At 38.6% G+C, this 16,683-nt stretch carries 11 protein-coding genes and 1 riboswitch; of the genes, 4 read left to right on the top strand and 7 right to left on the bottom strand.

Annotated elements, in window-relative coordinates; all coding sequences use genetic code 11:
* Nucleotides 1-822 precede the first annotated feature (822 nt).
* Nucleotides 823-1,557, bottom strand: a complete 735-nt coding sequence (locus tag CWS31_RS08540; protein ID WP_101342943.1) for a glutathione S-transferase — start codon at nt 1,555-1,557, stop codon at nt 823-825.
* Between the two features lie 133 nt (nt 1,558-1,690).
* Here CWS31_RS08540 and CWS31_RS08535 point away from each other — a divergent pair, with 133 nt between their 5' ends.
* Nucleotides 1,691-4,075 carry a peptidase U32 family protein gene (locus CWS31_RS08535; RefSeq protein ID WP_101342942.1) on the top strand — a complete coding sequence of 795 codons (2,385 nt, stop codon included), beginning with the start codon at nt 1,691-1,693 and terminating at the stop codon, nt 4,073-4,075.
* Between the two features lie 137 nt (nt 4,076-4,212).
* Nucleotides 4,213-5,400 carry a BamA/TamA family outer membrane protein gene (locus CWS31_RS08530; protein ID WP_101342941.1) on the top strand — a complete coding sequence of 396 codons (1,188 nt, stop codon included), beginning with the start codon at nt 4,213-4,215 and terminating at the stop codon, nt 5,398-5,400.
* Between the two features lie 153 nt (nt 5,401-5,553).
* Here CWS31_RS08530 and cobO read toward each other — a convergent pair whose 3' ends face one another.
* The 6 genes from cobO to CWS31_RS08500 form a co-directional block, all read right to left on the bottom strand.
* Nucleotides 5,554-6,186: a cob(I)yrinic acid a,c-diamide adenosyltransferase gene (gene cobO / locus CWS31_RS08525; RefSeq protein WP_101342940.1), complete on the bottom strand. Its 633-nt coding sequence runs from the start codon at nt 6,184-6,186 to the stop codon at nt 5,554-5,556.
* 99 nt (nt 6,187-6,285) lie between these two features.
* Nucleotides 6,286-6,627 (bottom strand): DUF2149 domain-containing protein, encoded by a 342-nt coding sequence (locus CWS31_RS08520; RefSeq protein ID WP_101342939.1) that lies wholly within the window; start codon nt 6,625-6,627, stop codon nt 6,286-6,288.
* 13 nt (nt 6,628-6,640) lie between these two features.
* Nucleotides 6,641-7,078 carry a MotA/TolQ/ExbB proton channel family protein gene (locus CWS31_RS08515; protein ID WP_101342938.1) on the bottom strand — a complete coding sequence of 146 codons (438 nt, stop codon included), beginning with the start codon at nt 7,076-7,078 and terminating at the stop codon, nt 6,641-6,643.
* A gap of 1 nt (nt 7,079) precedes the next feature.
* Nucleotides 7,080-11,774: a cobaltochelatase subunit CobN gene (locus tag CWS31_RS08510; RefSeq protein ID WP_101342937.1), complete on the bottom strand. Its 4,695-nt coding sequence runs from the start codon at nt 11,772-11,774 to the stop codon at nt 7,080-7,082.
* A gap of 109 nt (nt 11,775-11,883) precedes the next feature.
* Nucleotides 11,884-13,449 carry a cobyrinic acid a,c-diamide synthase CobB gene (locus CWS31_RS08505; RefSeq protein ID WP_246143440.1) on the bottom strand — a complete coding sequence of 522 codons (1,566 nt, stop codon included), beginning with the start codon at nt 13,447-13,449 and terminating at the stop codon, nt 11,884-11,886.
* Nucleotides 13,450-13,651: 202 nt separating this feature from the next.
* Nucleotides 13,652-14,326, bottom strand: coding sequence for a hypothetical protein (locus CWS31_RS08500; protein ID WP_101342936.1), 675 nt, complete (start codon nt 14,324-14,326; stop codon nt 13,652-13,654).
* 252 nt (nt 14,327-14,578) lie between these two features.
* Nucleotides 14,579-14,784: riboswitch (cobalamin riboswitch) on the bottom strand.
* A 221-nt stretch (nt 14,785-15,005) separates the two neighbouring features.
* On the opposite strand from CWS31_RS08500, the gene CWS31_RS08495 reads away from it, so the two are divergent.
* The gene (locus CWS31_RS08495; protein ID WP_101342935.1) at nt 15,006-15,599 is read left to right on the top strand and encodes a histidine phosphatase family protein; all 594 of its coding nucleotides are present in this window, start codon (nt 15,006-15,008) and stop codon (nt 15,597-15,599) included.
* A 13-nt stretch (nt 15,600-15,612) separates the two neighbouring features.
* Complete coding sequence (locus CWS31_RS08490; protein ID WP_101342934.1) at nt 15,613-16,554, top strand: cobalamin biosynthesis protein CobD/CbiB; 942 nt, start codon at nt 15,613-15,615, stop codon at nt 16,552-16,554.
* Nucleotides 16,555-16,683 lie beyond the last annotated feature (129 nt).

The following is a 16,683-nucleotide window of genomic DNA, read 5'->3' as shown; positions in this document are numbered from 1 at the left end:
GGTATCCTGACGAAAATGCGACCGTCATTTCCGAAGTGTCCTGTCGGAAATCTATATGTTTAGTTATTCAAAAAGAGTTATTAGAAAACACCTAAAAACTGGATCCCCGACAAGAGAACTCGGGGATGACGAAAATCATACGTGCGCTTATAACTTTACAACGGCCGTCATTTCCGAAGTGTCCTGTCGGAAATCTATGTATTTAGTTATTCAAAAAGAGTTATTAGAAAAACACCTAAAAACTGGCCCCCCGACAAGAGAACTCGGGGATGACGAAAATCATACGTGCGCTTATAACTTTACAACGCCCGTCATTTCCGAAGTGTCCTGTCGGAAATCCATGTATTTAGTTATTCAAAAAGAGTTATTAGAAAAACACCTAAAACTGGACCCCCGACAAGGGAACTCGGGGATGACGAAAATTATACGTGCGCTTATAACTTTACAACGCCCGTCATTTCCGAGGTATCCTGACGAAAATGCGACCGTCATTTCCGAAGTGTCCTGTCGGAAATCCATGTGTTTAGTCATTTAAAAAACAATAATAAAACACCTAAAAACTGGATCCCCGACAAGGGAACTCGGGGATGACGAAAATTATACTTGCACTTATAACTATTCAACAGCGACCGTCATTTCCGAAGTGTCCTGTCGGAAATCCATGTGTTTAGTCACTTAACAAGATTTATTAGAAAACACCTAAAAACTGGATCCCCGACAAGGGAACTCGGGGATGACGAAAATCATACGTGCGCTTATAACTTTACAACGTCCGTCATTTCCGAGGTGTCCTGTCGGAAATCCATGTGTTTAGTCAGTCATTTATCCGCCAAACAAGACTACTTCATGGTTATCAATCCATAACGGATGTTTCGCCATTACTTTGGTAAAAACGGGACTTTGTAAATAATTATTCAGCCATTGTCTTACTTTCGGATAAGGAGATTGCAAATACCATTGGCGCTCTACCCTAGCAAATTGTCTAATAAATGGCATAAGGGCGATATCAAGTAGGCTTTCTTGATTTGACATTAAAAATTCATGGTCAGTTAATTTCAATTCTAAGCGAGTTATATATTTCTCACAAATTGCCCTACACTCGTCAACATTGGCTTCTTGATAACGTTTAGCGCATTTATAAGCTTCTAATGCGCGTTTAAAATCAGTATCAAATTCATCAATAAGCATTAACATTTCCTCCAAATAGCTTACCGATAAAGTATTATCAACAGTGCCTAGATTATGATGAAGAAGATCGTTAGGATCAGAGCGCTGTAACGCCCACAACATCACATCTAAACTCTCTTCAATAACTAATCCGTCAGGTAATACAACAACAGGAACTGTACCTTTGGGTGATGCTGCAAGCATTTCTGCTGGTTTATTACTCAACACTAAATCACGCAGCAATACCGGTTGCTTTGATTTATAAATAGCTAAGCGTCCGCGCATCGCATAAGGACAATTTCTTAATGAATAAAGGATCGGCAAGTCTTTTATTTCATTGTTATCTTTATTAATTACTTTACTAGTAACGTTACTAATTACATTGCTCATTTTTATAAACGCCCTAACAACTTAATAAACAAATACTCATTACAGTATTTTAACGGTATTCATTCGCTCATTATATCGGTAAAATCACTCTTTTAAAATTTAACTGCCTCGTAAACAGGCCAAAGTTGTAGTAATGAGTCCTAAAATAGAATTATTAGCCCCTGGTGGTGATGTAGATGCGATAAAAGCGGCAATTATTGCTGGTGCAGATGCTGTGTACTGTGGTTTAGACACTTTTAACGCTCGTAATCGTGCGTCTAATATTTCTTTTGATGAGTTGGTCGGTGTTATCAGGTTGGCACATAGCTACGATTGTGAAATATTTTTAACGTTAAATATTATTATTTTAGAGCGTGAGTTTGGTACTTTAGCCAAATTATTAAGCAAGCTTGCTAACACCACCCTTGACGGTGTTATTGTGCAAGATATTGGTATGCTTTATATTCTTAAAAAGCACTTCCCTAGCCTTGACGTTCACGCTTCTACTCAGCTTACAACACATAACATTGGACAAATTCCGTTTCTTAAAAAGTTGGGTGTATCACGCGTGAATTTATCTCGTGAATTAAGCTTAAAAGAAATTAAAACCATCACTGCAGTTTCTCAACAGCAAAATGTATTAACCGAAGTATTTGTGCACGGTTCATTATGTATTGCTTTCTCGGGTTTATGTTATTCAACCTCAGCTAGTGTTGGTAACTCAGGTAACCGCGGACGTTGTAGCCAAGCATGTCGTGAAGAATATAAACCGACAGAATCAGGCAATAAATTTCCACTAAATATTAAAGACAACTCTGCCTTTTTTGATTTACCGGCACTAATTGAAGCAGGTGTGCATTCGTTTAAAGTAGAAGGTCGCATAAAAGGCGCAAGTTACGTTCATACGGTAATTGACAGTTTCCGTAAACAAATCGACGGTTTTGTAGAAACAGGTGAATTAACCCAAGATGGCGAGCGTTTGTATAAAGTATTTAATCGTGACTTTTCTAATGCCTTTTTACGTGGTGATTTAAATCAATCAATGTTTATTGAAAACCCACGCGATAACTCAAAATATCACGCGATTGATAAAAACAATGCCATTTCTGTTGTACAAATTCATGATGTTGAAGAGTCTTTAAATAAAGAAAAAGAAGCATTACAAGCCGATGCACTCGATAAGATAAAATATTTAAGTATTGAGAAACGTCAACTGTCGTTAGTGTTTACAGGTCAAGTCAACGAGCCGTTAACCGTTACCGCAATCATTAAAGAAACCATTAATAAAGGCTTCCCTGATGAGTCAGTTACCGAACAAAGTTATACCTTGCAAACTGAACGCATATTAACCGCTAGTGAGAAAAACTGCTTAGACAGCGAAGCTATTGAAAAGCGCTTTAAAAGCTTTAACAATGCTGATTTTACTTTAACTGAGCTTAATACCAATACTATACCAAGCGGGGTTGCTATTGCATTTAAAGAGCTTAATGTGCTTAAAAATCAATTAGCAACTCTACTTGCTAACGGTGTACCTGTATTACCTGAAGTGGAATTACCTAAATTAACACGTCATGCTAAACAAGGTAATGACACAAAGTTGTCAATACTAATATGTGATGAAAATGACATTCAGCTAGCTGATTTACCTAATATGGCTGATGCAGATATTTACTTTAAGTTACCTGATGCTTACAAACGTGGCTGTACTAAATATGTAACTTTCTTTAAAGAAAACCCACGCTTAATTCCTTGGTTCCCGTCGGTATTAATTGGTAAGGATTTTGATGTTGCACTTAATATTTTAGAGCAGGTTCGTCCTGAGTTAATCGTAACCAACAACACAGGTATAGCCAATCGCGCGTTTGAATTAGGCATAAAATGGATTGCAGGACCGTTTTTAAATACTACCAACTCTTACGCTTTATTAGCGATGCAAGAAGAGTTCGATTGTAGCGGCGCATTTATTTCAAATGAAATTAATCGCCAGCAAATGAAAACCATTGCGCGCCCTGAAAACTTCAAACTGTTTTACAGTATTTATCATCCAATATTATTAATGACTAGTCGTCAGTGTTTCTTCCAACAAAGTGTTGGCTGTGAAAAACCGCGTATTGATAACGGCTGTATGCTGTCGTGTGATAAATCTACCACGATCACCAACCTTAAAGATGAGTCATTCGCCATTGATAAACAAAAAGCAGGTTACCCAAGTATTTACAATCAAGACCAATTTTTAAATACCGAGATCATTGCTGATTTATCATCACTTTATGATGGCTTCATGATTGATTTAACTAACATTGGCGCAGGTGATAAAGAATCACCAGACAAAGTAGAATTGATTAAACAGTTCTCACAACTTATAGAGCAAGGTAGTCAACCACAAACTTACGATCAACGAAATGTAAACGGTGATGGCGTCGAAGCAACCTACATTGACACTACCGCTAGTGAAGATAATAAGCCGTTATCAGCAATAAATGTGCTAAAAGATCTTGTACCTGCATCAACCAATGCGCAATATCATAATGGTTTGTAATGTTCAGCGTTAGTGAGTTAAAACAACTAGGTAAATAGACCAGTTTAGCATTATGCTCAATATAACTTAGATTATGTAACTTAGATTATAGAATTAATCAGCTTTAACCCTTTTTAGCTAAATTTACGGACAAATAAATGAAAATATTAAAGTCGAATAAGAGTAAATGTTCACTGTTTTTATTACTGTGTATTTCTTTATCCTGTTTTGCCGCAACAGAACCACAGGAAAAACCGGAAAAAAAGGAAGAAAGCTTATTTATTGATGAGCAAGATGGTGATTTTGACGTCAGTAAATTTTTAGCTTCTAAACAAGGTTTTTTACCTGTCCCTATCATCATCACAGGGCCAACATTTGGTTACGGCTTAGGCGTAAACGCCTTATTTTTACACGGTTCATTACAAGGTAAAAAAAGTAAAAATGGTCACTACATTCCGCCGGGTCTAAGTGGCGTTGTCGCCGCAGGTACTGAAAATGGCACACGATTTGCTGCTGCTTATCACCTAGGCTTTTACTTAGATGGCGATCTTCGTAGTACCACATTTATCGGTGCTCCGAATGCAAATATGGATTTTGGCACTAAATTTGGTGATGTAAACCTCAATTTTGAAGGGTATGCGGCGTACCAAGAGTTGAAATATAGAGTGTTGAATAGCCAATTGTTTGCAGGCTTTAATTACACCTATATGCAAGTTGAAACAAAATCAACTGATGGTGGAGAGATAGTAGATGATCTGTTTAGTAGATTCGGTGACAATACTTATGCGGGTTTAGCTGCCGTCCTTGAGTATGATACCCGAGATAGCATATTTACCCCAAACAAAGGGGTTTATGCAAAAGGTGTTATTGACTTTTATAATCAAGATGTCGGTAGTGATTCTAATTTTGTTAATTATCGATTAAAAGCTTTTTACTTTAAACCAGTTAGTGAAAAGTTTATTCTAGGGTTTCGTACAGAGTTTCAAACAATATCTGGCGAGGATAAAGCCCCTGTATTTATGACACCTTCAATAGTATTACGCGGTATTTCAAATTCACAGTATATTGGTCAAAGTGCTTTGGTTGCAGAAATTGAAGGACGATATGAAGTTGCTCACAGACACTGGGCGGTTGGCTTTACCGGCTCAGGAAGAGCATATGGCGATTACTCTAGTGCTGGGAAAACCAGTTTCTCTGACGCGAAATGGCACAGTAGCTATGGCGTAGGTTATCGATATGAACTGGCAAGGAAATTTAAATTATTAGCCGGTATTGATATTGCTAAAAGTGAGACCGATACCGCATTCTATATTACTGTAGGCTCTGCATGGAATGCGTTTTACTAATAAAACTTCTCACCTTACATTCTCACGTTACCAATAATTAGCGAAGCTAAGTGTCGGTTAACCTAATGTTGCTAAGCTGATGCAACCAACCTGAACTCAGATTAATATTTTCTCTGAGTTCAGGTTAAATCGGTAAACTATTGCCTGATAATTTTACCAATCAAGTCCCTTCTGAGCTTTCACACCAGCTTTAAAGGCATGCTTAATCGGTTGTACTTCTGACACAGTATCGGCCAGTTCAATCAAACTACGATGACAAGCTCTGCCAGTGATCAACACGTGTTGCATTGTTGGACGGTTATTTAACGCTTCAATGATCTCGTCTAATTCTATGTAACCGTATTTAACCATGTAAGTCATTTCGTCGAGTAAGATAATATCGAGGCTTTCATCGCTCAACATCTCTTTGGTTTTTATCCATGCTTGTTGCGCTGCAGCTTTATCGGTTTCTGTATTTTGAGTTTCCCAAGTAAATCCAGTTCCCATCACATGATGTTGCACATTGAATTGCTTTAAAATATTCATTTCGCCACATTCCCATTTAGTGCCCTTGATAAACTGCACTACACCTGCTTTTTGACCATGACCTATAGCGCGCAATATAGTGCCAAAACCAGAGGTACTTTTACCTTTACCGTTACCTGTGATAACAACAAATACGCCGCGCTCTTCCGTGGCTTTTGCAACACGCTCATCAACTTTGGCTTTGATCTTCTGTTGACGTTCAACGTGTTTTTGTTCTTTGCTTTGCCCTTGGTTGTTCTCATCGGTTTGTTTGTTGTTCATGTTATTACTCACTATTTGTGCTTATTTATCTATTTATCTATTTACCTAAGCTTACTTAATTCAACTTAGCTATTTAACTCAACGCATGATATCAGCTGATTACTCATTACTGATCAATATGAGTTTACCGGTTTCAGGATCTCGATACACTTGACCCATAGACTGATAACCTTCTTGGCTTTGTAGTTTATTTTTAAGCGCTTCAGGCGTTGAAGTAAGCTCTTTACCAACGGAATTTATCGGTTGTATTTTTTCCATGCTTTCTTGGTGAACAGCTTGTTGATTGACTTGAAAGTGTTGTTCTAACTCAGGGCTAAGCGCGACCAGTGCCGCAATTAAACCACAAGCGAAAACCAGCATAATATCAATTAAGTTCGCTAAAGGCCCTAATGGCTCCTGCTCTTGGCTATCGAACTGACTACTGCGCCATTGATGACTCATCTAAATTTCTCTTTTAATCAGTTAGGCGTTGAATAGCATTATCGTACCAACGTCTGCGCATTCGCCCTAAAACAAAACCAATAACGCCTGCAAGTAAACCAATAATAGTGGTGTCAAAAGCAACTGTCATTGCTGTTGTTAAAATACTAATATCGCCACTGCCTAATGCTGACAATCCCGGACCTAATGGAATTAACGTACCCATCAAACCTAACATAGGAGCTATACGAGTAATGAAATCAGCACGCTCTATTCGCTTTTTACCCTGCTCAATCAATTGCTGTTTTTGATTCGCCTTAACTAAGGCAGGAATAACCGAGAACCGCTCAGCAACAGCAATACCTGATTCGTATAGGGAAAGTCCGGTAAAAAACAATAAGCCCCAAACCACAGGCTGTAATAACCATGAAGTTATTAAATGCATCAATTCTAATGAAAAGCCATATAGCATATTAAAACTCCGACTTATTTGACTGAGCTGAGCTAGGCTGGCTTAACTGATTTAGCTGAGCTAACTGACGACGTGAACGAATATAGCCAGAAAGCACAATAAGTACTATCACAACAATAACACCGATAAGTAAATATTGTTTTTCTTGCGCGCTTTGCTGTTCAGCTTGTTGCTCACTGCTCTGCTCACTTTGTTCATTTTCTTGCTTGGCTTGCTTAGCTTCTGCCTGCTCTAACTCAGTACTTATTTCTTGAATATGTTTTACGCCAGAGCCAGAATCACCCGTTGGCGTGTGATTCGCCGCCGCTAATACTTCAGCTAATTGGTTATTTAACTCTGCCGATAACATGGGAGTGATAAAGTTATAAATAGGGTGATTAGCATGCGTATGGCCACTACCTGGAATGCCATTTTCAACAATGTTCTTAGCAAACTTTTCAGCTAATTCAGTTTGCGTTTGTTCACTTGCTTGCCAAAAACCTTTTTCAATCGCCACTAACATTATCGCCAAAATATTACTTTGCACGTGCACGTTGTGGTTTTCTTGTAAAAATTCATCTAAACCAATATCTAGGCTGTCATCAATATAAACTGCCTTTAAATCTTCCCATACCCACGACTTAATAATTTCAGGACTCGTCGCCTGCCATCCCCATAGGTTTTCAATAAACTCATTACCCATAGTTCTTGCGCCAGCATAACCTTGTTTCATTAAAGGTTGGATCCATTGTCTATTTAGGAAGCGTCCGCGAAGCTCTGACAATAAGGCTAGTTGTAATGGGTCAATTGACAGTTGCTTATTATTCGCATGAGAGATAACAAAACTTTCAGGTTGTTCACCTGTGATGGTTTCTATCGCTAAATTTAAACCGCCAAGGTAATCGTAGGCATCGTTATTATCAATTAAGCCATACAGGTTACTGGCTCGACCTAAATAAGTGCTATTAACATGCGCTAACTGCTGACGAAATAGTGATTGCACATTACTGCCCATTTCTACATCATCACTCGGTACTCCATAAGCATGACTCATACGTTTAATATACGCTTCACCAAGCTGTTTGCGTTCTTGCCATGCGCCAGAGCGCTCTGCTAAACGGTTAATACCTGCGCCATAAGCGCCCGGTGCTGTTCCAAAAATTCGGTAACTTGCCTGACGACCTAATACCTCTGGGCTGATATCTTTGTTGGCGCGAAGTAACGCTTGCGCTTCACGAAGCCAATTACTGGCAACCATATTGGTTGTTAAGCTTTCATCTAATGTTATGGTTTGTTGCTCAAGCATTGCTTCAATGGGCTTTAAAGCTGCATATAATGCGGGAATTAACGCTGGATGATCACGCTCAATTACATTTTTACTGGCTGCAAGAGCAAGTAATACTGAGCGATCTAACCACGCAAGTTGCTGCGCATATAAATCTCTAAATAAGCCAGAGGTGGTAAATACAATGTCGCGGCGTTCACTACGAGTTTCATCAAGCGGAATAAGTTCTAATGACTTTAAAATACCGCGACGATTCCATACCGGTTTTACACCAAGCATGTCCATACCAAAAGCGATCATCGCACCTTCATCACGTACCGCATCAGACGCCCATAAAATTACCGCTTCTTTATGATTCTTATCTATTATCGGGTTTTCAGCTCGGGCTTTACTGGCTAATTGCTGTCCGGTATTAAAGCCCAATTGTGAAGGAATTAGGCTACCATCAAGGGCATAAAAGTTACGTCCAGTTGGCAATGCATCTGGGGTTCTGATCGGATCATTACCTTTACCCGGCGCAATAAAGCCGCCGTTTAACGCATTTAACAATGCTGACATCTCGCTGCTTGGCGAGATAATCAGATTTTGTTGAATAATATTGCGTGTTTGCTCTTCAGAAACTAAGTCATCAAAGTCTAATTCGCCTTTTTCAATGGATTCCATCATGGTATCAATGGCTTCTTGGTTCCAACCTTTACCGTAAACATGTAAACCTAATGGCATAAAGTCTTCTTGCAGATGAGTTAGGTAATGCCCTACTTCGTGTAGTAAAAAATCATCATCTACTTCACCAAAACCGATACCGCGCACTTGTAACTCTTCATCCATGCTAGCAACCAATTCGTCGGTTAAATTAAGCACTTCAATTTTGTGACGCAGCGCTTTAATGGCTTTCTTTTTGGTGTCTTGATTTGAAGCCGCTTCTGCACTTTCAATCAGTTGACGCAGTTGCAATAAGCCATCGTATAATTCAGTTGTCGCTAACGGTGGTGTTAAGTGATCGAGCATTACCGCAATACCACGACGCTTAGCTTGAATGCCCTCGCCTACACCATCAACAATGTAAGGGTAAATACTCGGCACGCTTTCAATAATAAGTGATGGATAATCACTTGCCGATAAACCAACCGCGCGTTTAGGTAAAAATTCATAAGTAGAGTGTCGCCCTAAATGCACTATCGCGTTGGCTTTAAATACATCACGTAAATAGTAATAAAACGCTAAATATTGATGTGGCGGCGGAAACGTCATATTGGCGTGTAATAATTCTTCGTTAAGCTCCCAACCACGTGGTGGCTGAGGCCCTAAAAATATATTGCCAAACTGAACACCCGGTAACAAAATTTCGTTATTCCAGACCATGGTATTGCCGGGTACTTTACCCCAACCGCGAATACCTTCAATTTGCATATCTATTAACGCTGTTTTTAATGACTCTGCATTTTGCCAATGGCTAGCGGAAATTGCATTATTAGCGAGACTTAAGGCAATAATATCGCGATACTCTTGAGTAAGTTGCTCAAGTAAATCTAAAGCGCGTATTCGGCCTTTATGTCTGATGCCGTCTAAAGCATGGTGTAAATCGACCGAAGTATTTTCAACATTATCGAGTAAGGCTTCAAGTACCGCTTTACGTTCAATGGCAGGTAATTGCGCTAATTGAGTTTGCCCTTGTCCTGCAAGATAAAATCTAACACGGGCATCTAAATAGCCAAGTGGTCCGTCAATCATTTCAGCTTGAACCATCGTTGGTAGCGTATCGAAATAGGCTTGATAATCACTCGCAGACATAGCATTAATCAAAGATGACATTTTAGCTAATTCGCCGGCATCTTGCGGTAAGTTCACTGCTTTTAACTGCAGAATATCAAGTAGTTCATCGGCGGATTTTGGAAACTCGCTTTCAGGGCCAAGGTAATAACCTTCGGCTTTTAATTTTTTTAGTATTTGCCATAACGATTGTTGAACGTCTAAGTTATCAGCGCCGATATTATGTCTGCCCGGTGGATGATTGTAATAAACAATGGCAATTTTTTTATCGCTATTGGCTTTAGTTTTAAGTGCTAACCAGCCATCAACGCGCGCTTGTAAACGGGCAACTTCATCTGTTAATACTTGGCTAATAGATAATCTTGCGCCTGTGGCTGAATCAATTTTTGAATTGGAAGCTAACGCTAACACATGTGGTTGTGATACACCTTGTAGCTCAGGCATAGCAACGCGGTAATGTACGCTATCACTTGGTAAACCTGTTGGTGAAAGTTGATACGCTAATTCGCTAAGTTCGGTAACTCTAATACCTTTAAATATTGGTACATTTAACGCTTTAAACTTTTCGGTGACTGACTCTCGCCCTTCGCCACCGCCAATCACAAAATCTTGTAAGGCGATAATCGCAAAAGGTTGTGATGTCGATGCTGAAGTTGAAGTTGAAGTTGAAGTTAGGTTTAAATGCAAGTTTGAAGTTAGATCTAATATATCTTCAATTGCTTGCTCGCTAGGCACTCCCCAACCAGCTAATACTGAAACACATTGCCATTGTTGTTGGCATAATTGCTGATGCAGCTGCCATTGACCGGGTTGATCGCCTGTATCATGATCAACAATGAATACAATTGGCTTAGTGGCTTTGTTAGCATCTGCGCCGTTAATAACTGCATTAGTTTGGACAAGATTATTTTTAAGGGCTGCAAGGCTAATTAACTGCTCTTGCCAATAAAATCGTATTGGCTGTAAGGGAATAATTATTCCCGCTTGGTTAAGTTCAGTCGCTTGTGATGCGCTAATAGTTTGTAACCAATGAAACAGTTCGCCAAGATTTTCTTTACCTCTGTTTTGCCAATAACCTCGTGCTTGTAACCAATAACTAAATTGTGGCCATTGTTTTTGTTGATTCGCTAACTCGTTCAAGTAGTCATTTTTGTCAAATCGAGTCATTAATTGTTGTAACTGTTTACTTGATAAATTTGCAGCTTTGCCACCTTGCACATCTTGATGCAAGGCCATTAAACGGCGATCGCTACTCAGTATTAAACGCGTTTGCGTTGTTGGGTATTGCATCGCTAATAAGCGTTCAACCGATTCACCAAAAACCCCAGCAACAATAATGCCTTGGTGTTGAATAATTAACTGTTGTAATTCACTATTCGATAACTGATTTAATTGGCTAACACTGCGTATAGTAATATTACTTTTTACTGGCCTAGTTAATTCTGCTTTAGCTAATTCTGAAGCGATTGAAGTAGTAGACTCTTTTGATGTTGATAAAAACTGATGAGCGCCGGTTACCATACTTGCTGCTGAACGGTCGGAGACTAAGGCGAGCATTTTAGTTTCTGCGGCGCTGAGACTAAAGCCACTAAAACTAGCCATGAATAAAAAAGCGAATAAAGTATAAAATGAATTGGGTTTACTAAACATAAAACGTGCCATTAAAAATCTCAAAAAAAAGCGCTACTGGGATAGCGCTAAAACAATAAAAACTTATTTTCTTCTAACCTCTATTTAAAGAGGAATTCACAAAAAATATTTACCAAGCTGTTTACAAATAACGTGATTTATCAAAAATACGTAAGGTTAAGCTCGGATTACTTGGAAAATACCAGTGCATGTACGAAGCAAGAATATTGTTATGCTGATAAACAAATTCGCCATCTCGTTTACTTGGATGATGCGTTGTTTGGCTAACCGGTGTTAAGTCAATTTCAGCACTCGAGTAATGAAAACTATGGCCACGCATTATGTTGGCATTTGACTTATTAGCTGTTGCCTGAATAGAGCTACTTGCAGCACTATTATCTGTAGCTGAATCACCAATATCAAAGAAAGGTAACGCAACCCATTGTGAGCCAAGCGCTGCCAGTTTCTTTTGCATAACCGCTTTACCCGGCATTAGCCCTAACATAGAAAACGCTTGCCCAGACATATCGGTAAGTTGATCAAGTAAATACATCATGCCGCCACATTCAGCAACAATAGGTTTGTTACTTGCTGCAAAGGCTCTAACGCTATTAAGGAAGCTGACATTATCCATTAATTTTTGTGCATACAATTCTGGGTAACCGCCAGGAATATATAAAATGTCACCTTCGGGTAAGGTGTCATCATCCAGTGCCGAACAGTAAATTAACTCAGCGCCAGTTTGTGTTAAAAAGGCGATGTTCGCCGCATAAATAAAGCTAAAAGCATTGTCTCGAATAATAATAATACTCGAGCCAGTTAAAGCACCTTCAATAACTACATCAGTACTTTCAGCAGAGCTTTCATCAGTAATTACACCTGTACTTACATTTGTAGCGGTATCGGCTTCATTTTCAATTTGTTGTTGAGAAAAAAACTCAACTTTAGCAGGTAAGTCTTTTAAACCCGTATTTTCAATATGACTAGCGGCTTGATTAAGTTGAACATCAATATCACTCAACTCTTGTGCTTGCACTAAACCTAAATGACGTTCGGGTAAGGTAATAACTTCGTCTTTAGGGATACGACCATAAAAAGTAATATCGTCGGGTAAGGTAGCGCTAAGCATTTCTGCATGGCGTTCGCTGTTAACTCTATTAGCAATCACACCTGAAAACGGTAAATTTTCACGAAATTTAGCTAAACCAAAACTGACAGCGGCAAAGGTTTGTGCCATAGCTTTAGCATCAATAACACCCAACACTGGAATATTGAAATATTGCGCTAAATCAGCACTGCTAGGATTACCATCAAATAACCCCATAACGCCTTCAATCAAAATAAGATCAGATTCCATCGCCGCACGATGAAGTAACTCACGACAACCTTGCTCACCAACAAGCCATAAATCTAACTGATAAACTAATTCACCACTGGCTTTGCGTAAAATCATCGGATCGATAAAATCAGGACCAACTTTAAATACGGTAACTTTACGGCCTTGATCACGATGATAACGTGCTAATGCAGCTGTTACTGTTGTTTTACCTGAGCCTGAATGTGGCGCAGCAACAATAAGCGCCGAACACAAAACACCGCTACCGGCCTGTGGTTTTATTTGTCCTTGAAAAGGTGATTTTTGCTTATTTTCAGTCTGTTTATCTAACTTATTCTCAGACATTTTCTCAGCCTTAGGCGCTGATGTCATGTGACAATCCTTCTCTATAATTTAACTGTATTTTTCTGTTAATAAAGCGGGGGGTTAAATCCGTATTGAAACTGGCCAGACTTGAGCTGAGCTGAGCAAGCTAATGAAATCAGCTTACTCAGTTATTTAGTCAGCGAGCAGTGACTAACGAAAGTTAAAAGTTGTTAAAACGCTTTTCGAAATAAAGAGTTAAAATAACGGATTAAAACTTATTGTTAGTGCTGATATTGTGATCGGTGTTTATCGATTTTTCGGTAAAGAAATGACTTACCGTAAAATCAATTACCACAGCAGAAATCACATAGAACACAGGATTAGAAATAGAACCAAAGAAATATTTGTCTACACGTGCAGAATATTCTGACCAAGACAATACAGGGAAGTTACCTGATAAAGCGTAGTAGCTACCGTTTGAAATAAAGAAAGCAATAGAGCTAGCAACAAATAAAGCCAATGCCACTTTAATTGCATTGATTTGCCACGCATTTTGTTGCCAATCAGGTTTAGTATAAAAACCAGCAGCAAACATTACGCCGTAACTTAATACGAGCGCAGGGTACGAAGTGGTAATACAGCTACCAAAGTCACCACGATAATAAGAAGATGCTAAATCAATAGTAACCGACAAAACATAGAAGAACCAAAAGGCTTTCATATTACGTAAGTACATACCCGCTAGGAAGAAAATAGCAATTGAGGCGCTAGGTAAATGGTTTAAACTAGAAAAATGATGTGTGCGTGTAGCAAGCATAAGCAGTGTTAACACGGCAAATATTGCAATAATCAAGTTAGCTGGTGTTTTTTTACTATTTTCGTTTAACTGTTCTGTCGATTGATAACTTGAGTCTTGGTTTGATGTTTGGCTGGCTGATTTCATAACGATTCCATTAATTAGTATTTGCTTAGTCTTAACTTATTGTTAACTAAGCGTTTTCACTAAATTCTATTAACGGTTTTGGAAATCAAAGTAAGTAAGTGTTTGCAGAATACCGAGGTGTTTGTGGTAATCCAGCACAGTTACTGTTCTCTGAATTACCGCCCACCGCAGTTGTCGAGTATTGTTTATTGTCATCATTAACTAGATTTTTCAATAAATAGATAACTAATTAGTTAACTATTTATTTAATGATAATAAACATTAATTTAGGCCGGTCTCCGGACTCCTGATCATCGCATCTGCAACACCTTCCCATAGTAAACATCACTACAGTGGTTTTGTTGCTGCTCACAGTTACCGTTGCGGGGGCAGTACTGGTATTTCACCAGTTTCACGTTTCATCTTCGTTAACATCATATTATGAAGCTTAGGAAGACACCTAAATCTGCGTGAATAGTACGTTATGTGTTGCGCTAATTCAACAATTAACATGATGTTGCATCAACATCTATTTGAAAAATAGAATATGACTTAAATAAAATATTTGTATAAAATATTTGCGTTGAACCTAATGAATGATTTAGTTATCCTCCCCGCCTAAATGTAGTGAAATCATCATTTTATTTTTAAATTCACTCATTATTAACACTACGTCACTTGAAGCGGAGGGAGCTATCACATGAAAACAGTTTTATATTTAGCTCGCCACGGTCAAACTCAGTGGAATAAATTACAACGCTTTCAAGGGCAATTAGACAGTGATTTGACCCCGCTAGGTAAACTTCAATCAGAACAACTTGCCTTACAACTTATCGATAAAAAAATAGATTTAATTGTTGCCTCAACACTTGGCCGAGCAGTTGATAGCGCTGTTATATGCCAGCAAACATTAAATATTCCGATATACCAAGTAACCGAATTAACAGAGCGCAACTTAGGTGCTTGGCAAGGTAAAGAAATTACCGAAATAAAGCATGATGAGAATTATTATGAGCTACTCCATCAATTTACCGAACTAGCGCCTAAAAGTGGCGAAAGTGCGATAAAATGTGGAAAACGCATTAGTAATGCGTTAGAAGCATTAGCAGTCAATCATCCTAATAAAAGGCTCTTAGTGATTTTTCATGGTGAAGCATTACGTTGTTTTTTAGCTCGTTTAGGGAATACCGTAAACGGGAATGCCTACGAATTATATAAAAATGGCTGTGTATTACCGTTAACCTACTCTCATGCTGACAATAGTTTTAAGCATAATTTAGTGGCTGACACTTAATGACTGATACTTAATGGCTGAATTCTCCCTCACACTAACTATAATACTTGCGCTTTTACTTGATAAATATTTGGGTGAAGCAAGACGCTTTCATTATCTTGTTGGCTTTGGTTATTTCGCAAAAAAAGTCGAAGCGGCATTAAATAAACCATCAGTAAATAATAAGCTGTTAGGGGCTTTCTCTTGGTGTTTATTAGTATTACCTTTACCGCTTTGTTATTTTTACTTTCTTAATGATTTCACTTGGTATTGGCAAATATTATTAGATGCCTCAGTGCTGTATTTAGCTATCGGCTTAAACAGTTTACATCAACATGCCATGCAAGTTTACCAGCCATTAACGTCTGGTGATTTACCCACAGCACGACAGTTTACCGGTTACTTAGTCAGCCGAGACACTAGCGAACTTACACCACAAGAAATGTCGAGAGCCACCATAGAATCGATGTTAGAAAACGGGCATGATTCTGTTATAGCGTCTTTATTTTGGTATCTTATTGGTGGCGCGCCGTTGGTCATATTACACAGATTAGCCAACACATTAGACGCAATGTGGGGTTACAAAACCGCACGGTTTATTAACTTTGGTTTTGCTAGTGCACGGCTTGATGATGGCTTAGGCTTTTTCTCAGGTAAGTTATGCACTTTGCTTTATGCTGTTCAAGGGTTAAAACAAAAAGTGGTCTGTAAAGCCTTAACTAACGCTTACCGCCAAGGTAATCAATACAAAAGTCATAATGGCGGTTGGGTAATGGCAGCAGGTGCAACAGTAATGGCTAGAACACTAGGCGGCAGTGCCTTGTATCATGGTAAAGTAATTAACTCGGTAGTGTTAGGTTATGGTCGTGAAGTAACGCTTGAAGACATACCTCGTAGTTTAACGGTTGTTAGCCGAGCAAGTGCTATATTGGTTGCTGTTGTAATCGGTTATCAGTTAATAAGCTTTTTTAGCTAACGTCTTTTAAAAGCTAATGCTGAACCAAAACCAAAGCTAAGCTAAGACAAAGCCTAAGTTAAAACCTCAGCCTAATTATAAATTCACATTCACGTTCACATTTCATAAATAAATAAATAAATAAATAAC

It is taken from the genome of Colwellia echini, from assembly GCF_002843355.2.
Lineage (GTDB): Bacteria > Pseudomonadota > Gammaproteobacteria > Enterobacterales > Alteromonadaceae > Colwellia > Colwellia echini.
The sequence above is the reverse complement of the archived record's forward strand: the minus strand, read 5'-3'. Positions and strand labels throughout refer to the sequence as shown.

Coding starts and splice junctions, on each gene's coding strand:
- CWS31_RS08505 (WP_246143440.1), bottom strand. CDS start 13,449: ATGACATCAGCGCCTAAGGCTGAGAAAATGTCTGAGAATAAGTTAGAT.
- CWS31_RS08510 (WP_101342937.1), bottom strand. CDS start 11,774: ATGGCACGTTTTATGTTTAGTAAACCCAATTCATTTTATACTTTATTC.
- CWS31_RS08490 (WP_101342934.1), top strand. CDS start 15,613: ATGGCTGAATTCTCCCTCACACTAACTATAATACTTGCGCTTTTACTT.
- CWS31_RS08540 (WP_101342943.1), bottom strand. CDS start 1,557: ATGAGCAATGTAATTAGTAACGTTACTAGTAAAGTAATTAATAAAGAT.
- CWS31_RS08515 (WP_101342938.1), bottom strand. CDS start 7,078: ATGCTATATGGCTTTTCATTAGAATTGATGCATTTAATAACTTCATGG.
- CWS31_RS08495 (WP_101342935.1), top strand. CDS start 15,006: ATGAAAACAGTTTTATATTTAGCTCGCCACGGTCAAACTCAGTGGAAT.
- CWS31_RS08520 (WP_101342939.1), bottom strand. CDS start 6,627: ATGAGTCATCAATGGCGCAGTAGTCAGTTCGATAGCCAAGAGCAGGAG.
- CWS31_RS08500 (WP_101342936.1), bottom strand. CDS start 14,326: ATGAAATCAGCCAGCCAAACATCAAACCAAGACTCAAGTTATCAATCG.
- CWS31_RS08535 (WP_101342942.1), top strand. CDS start 1,691: ATGAGTCCTAAAATAGAATTATTAGCCCCTGGTGGTGATGTAGATGCG.
- CWS31_RS08530 (WP_101342941.1), top strand. CDS start 4,213: ATGAAAATATTAAAGTCGAATAAGAGTAAATGTTCACTGTTTTTATTA.
- cobO (WP_101342940.1), bottom strand. CDS start 6,186: ATGAACAACAAACAAACCGATGAGAACAACCAAGGGCAAAGCAAAGAA.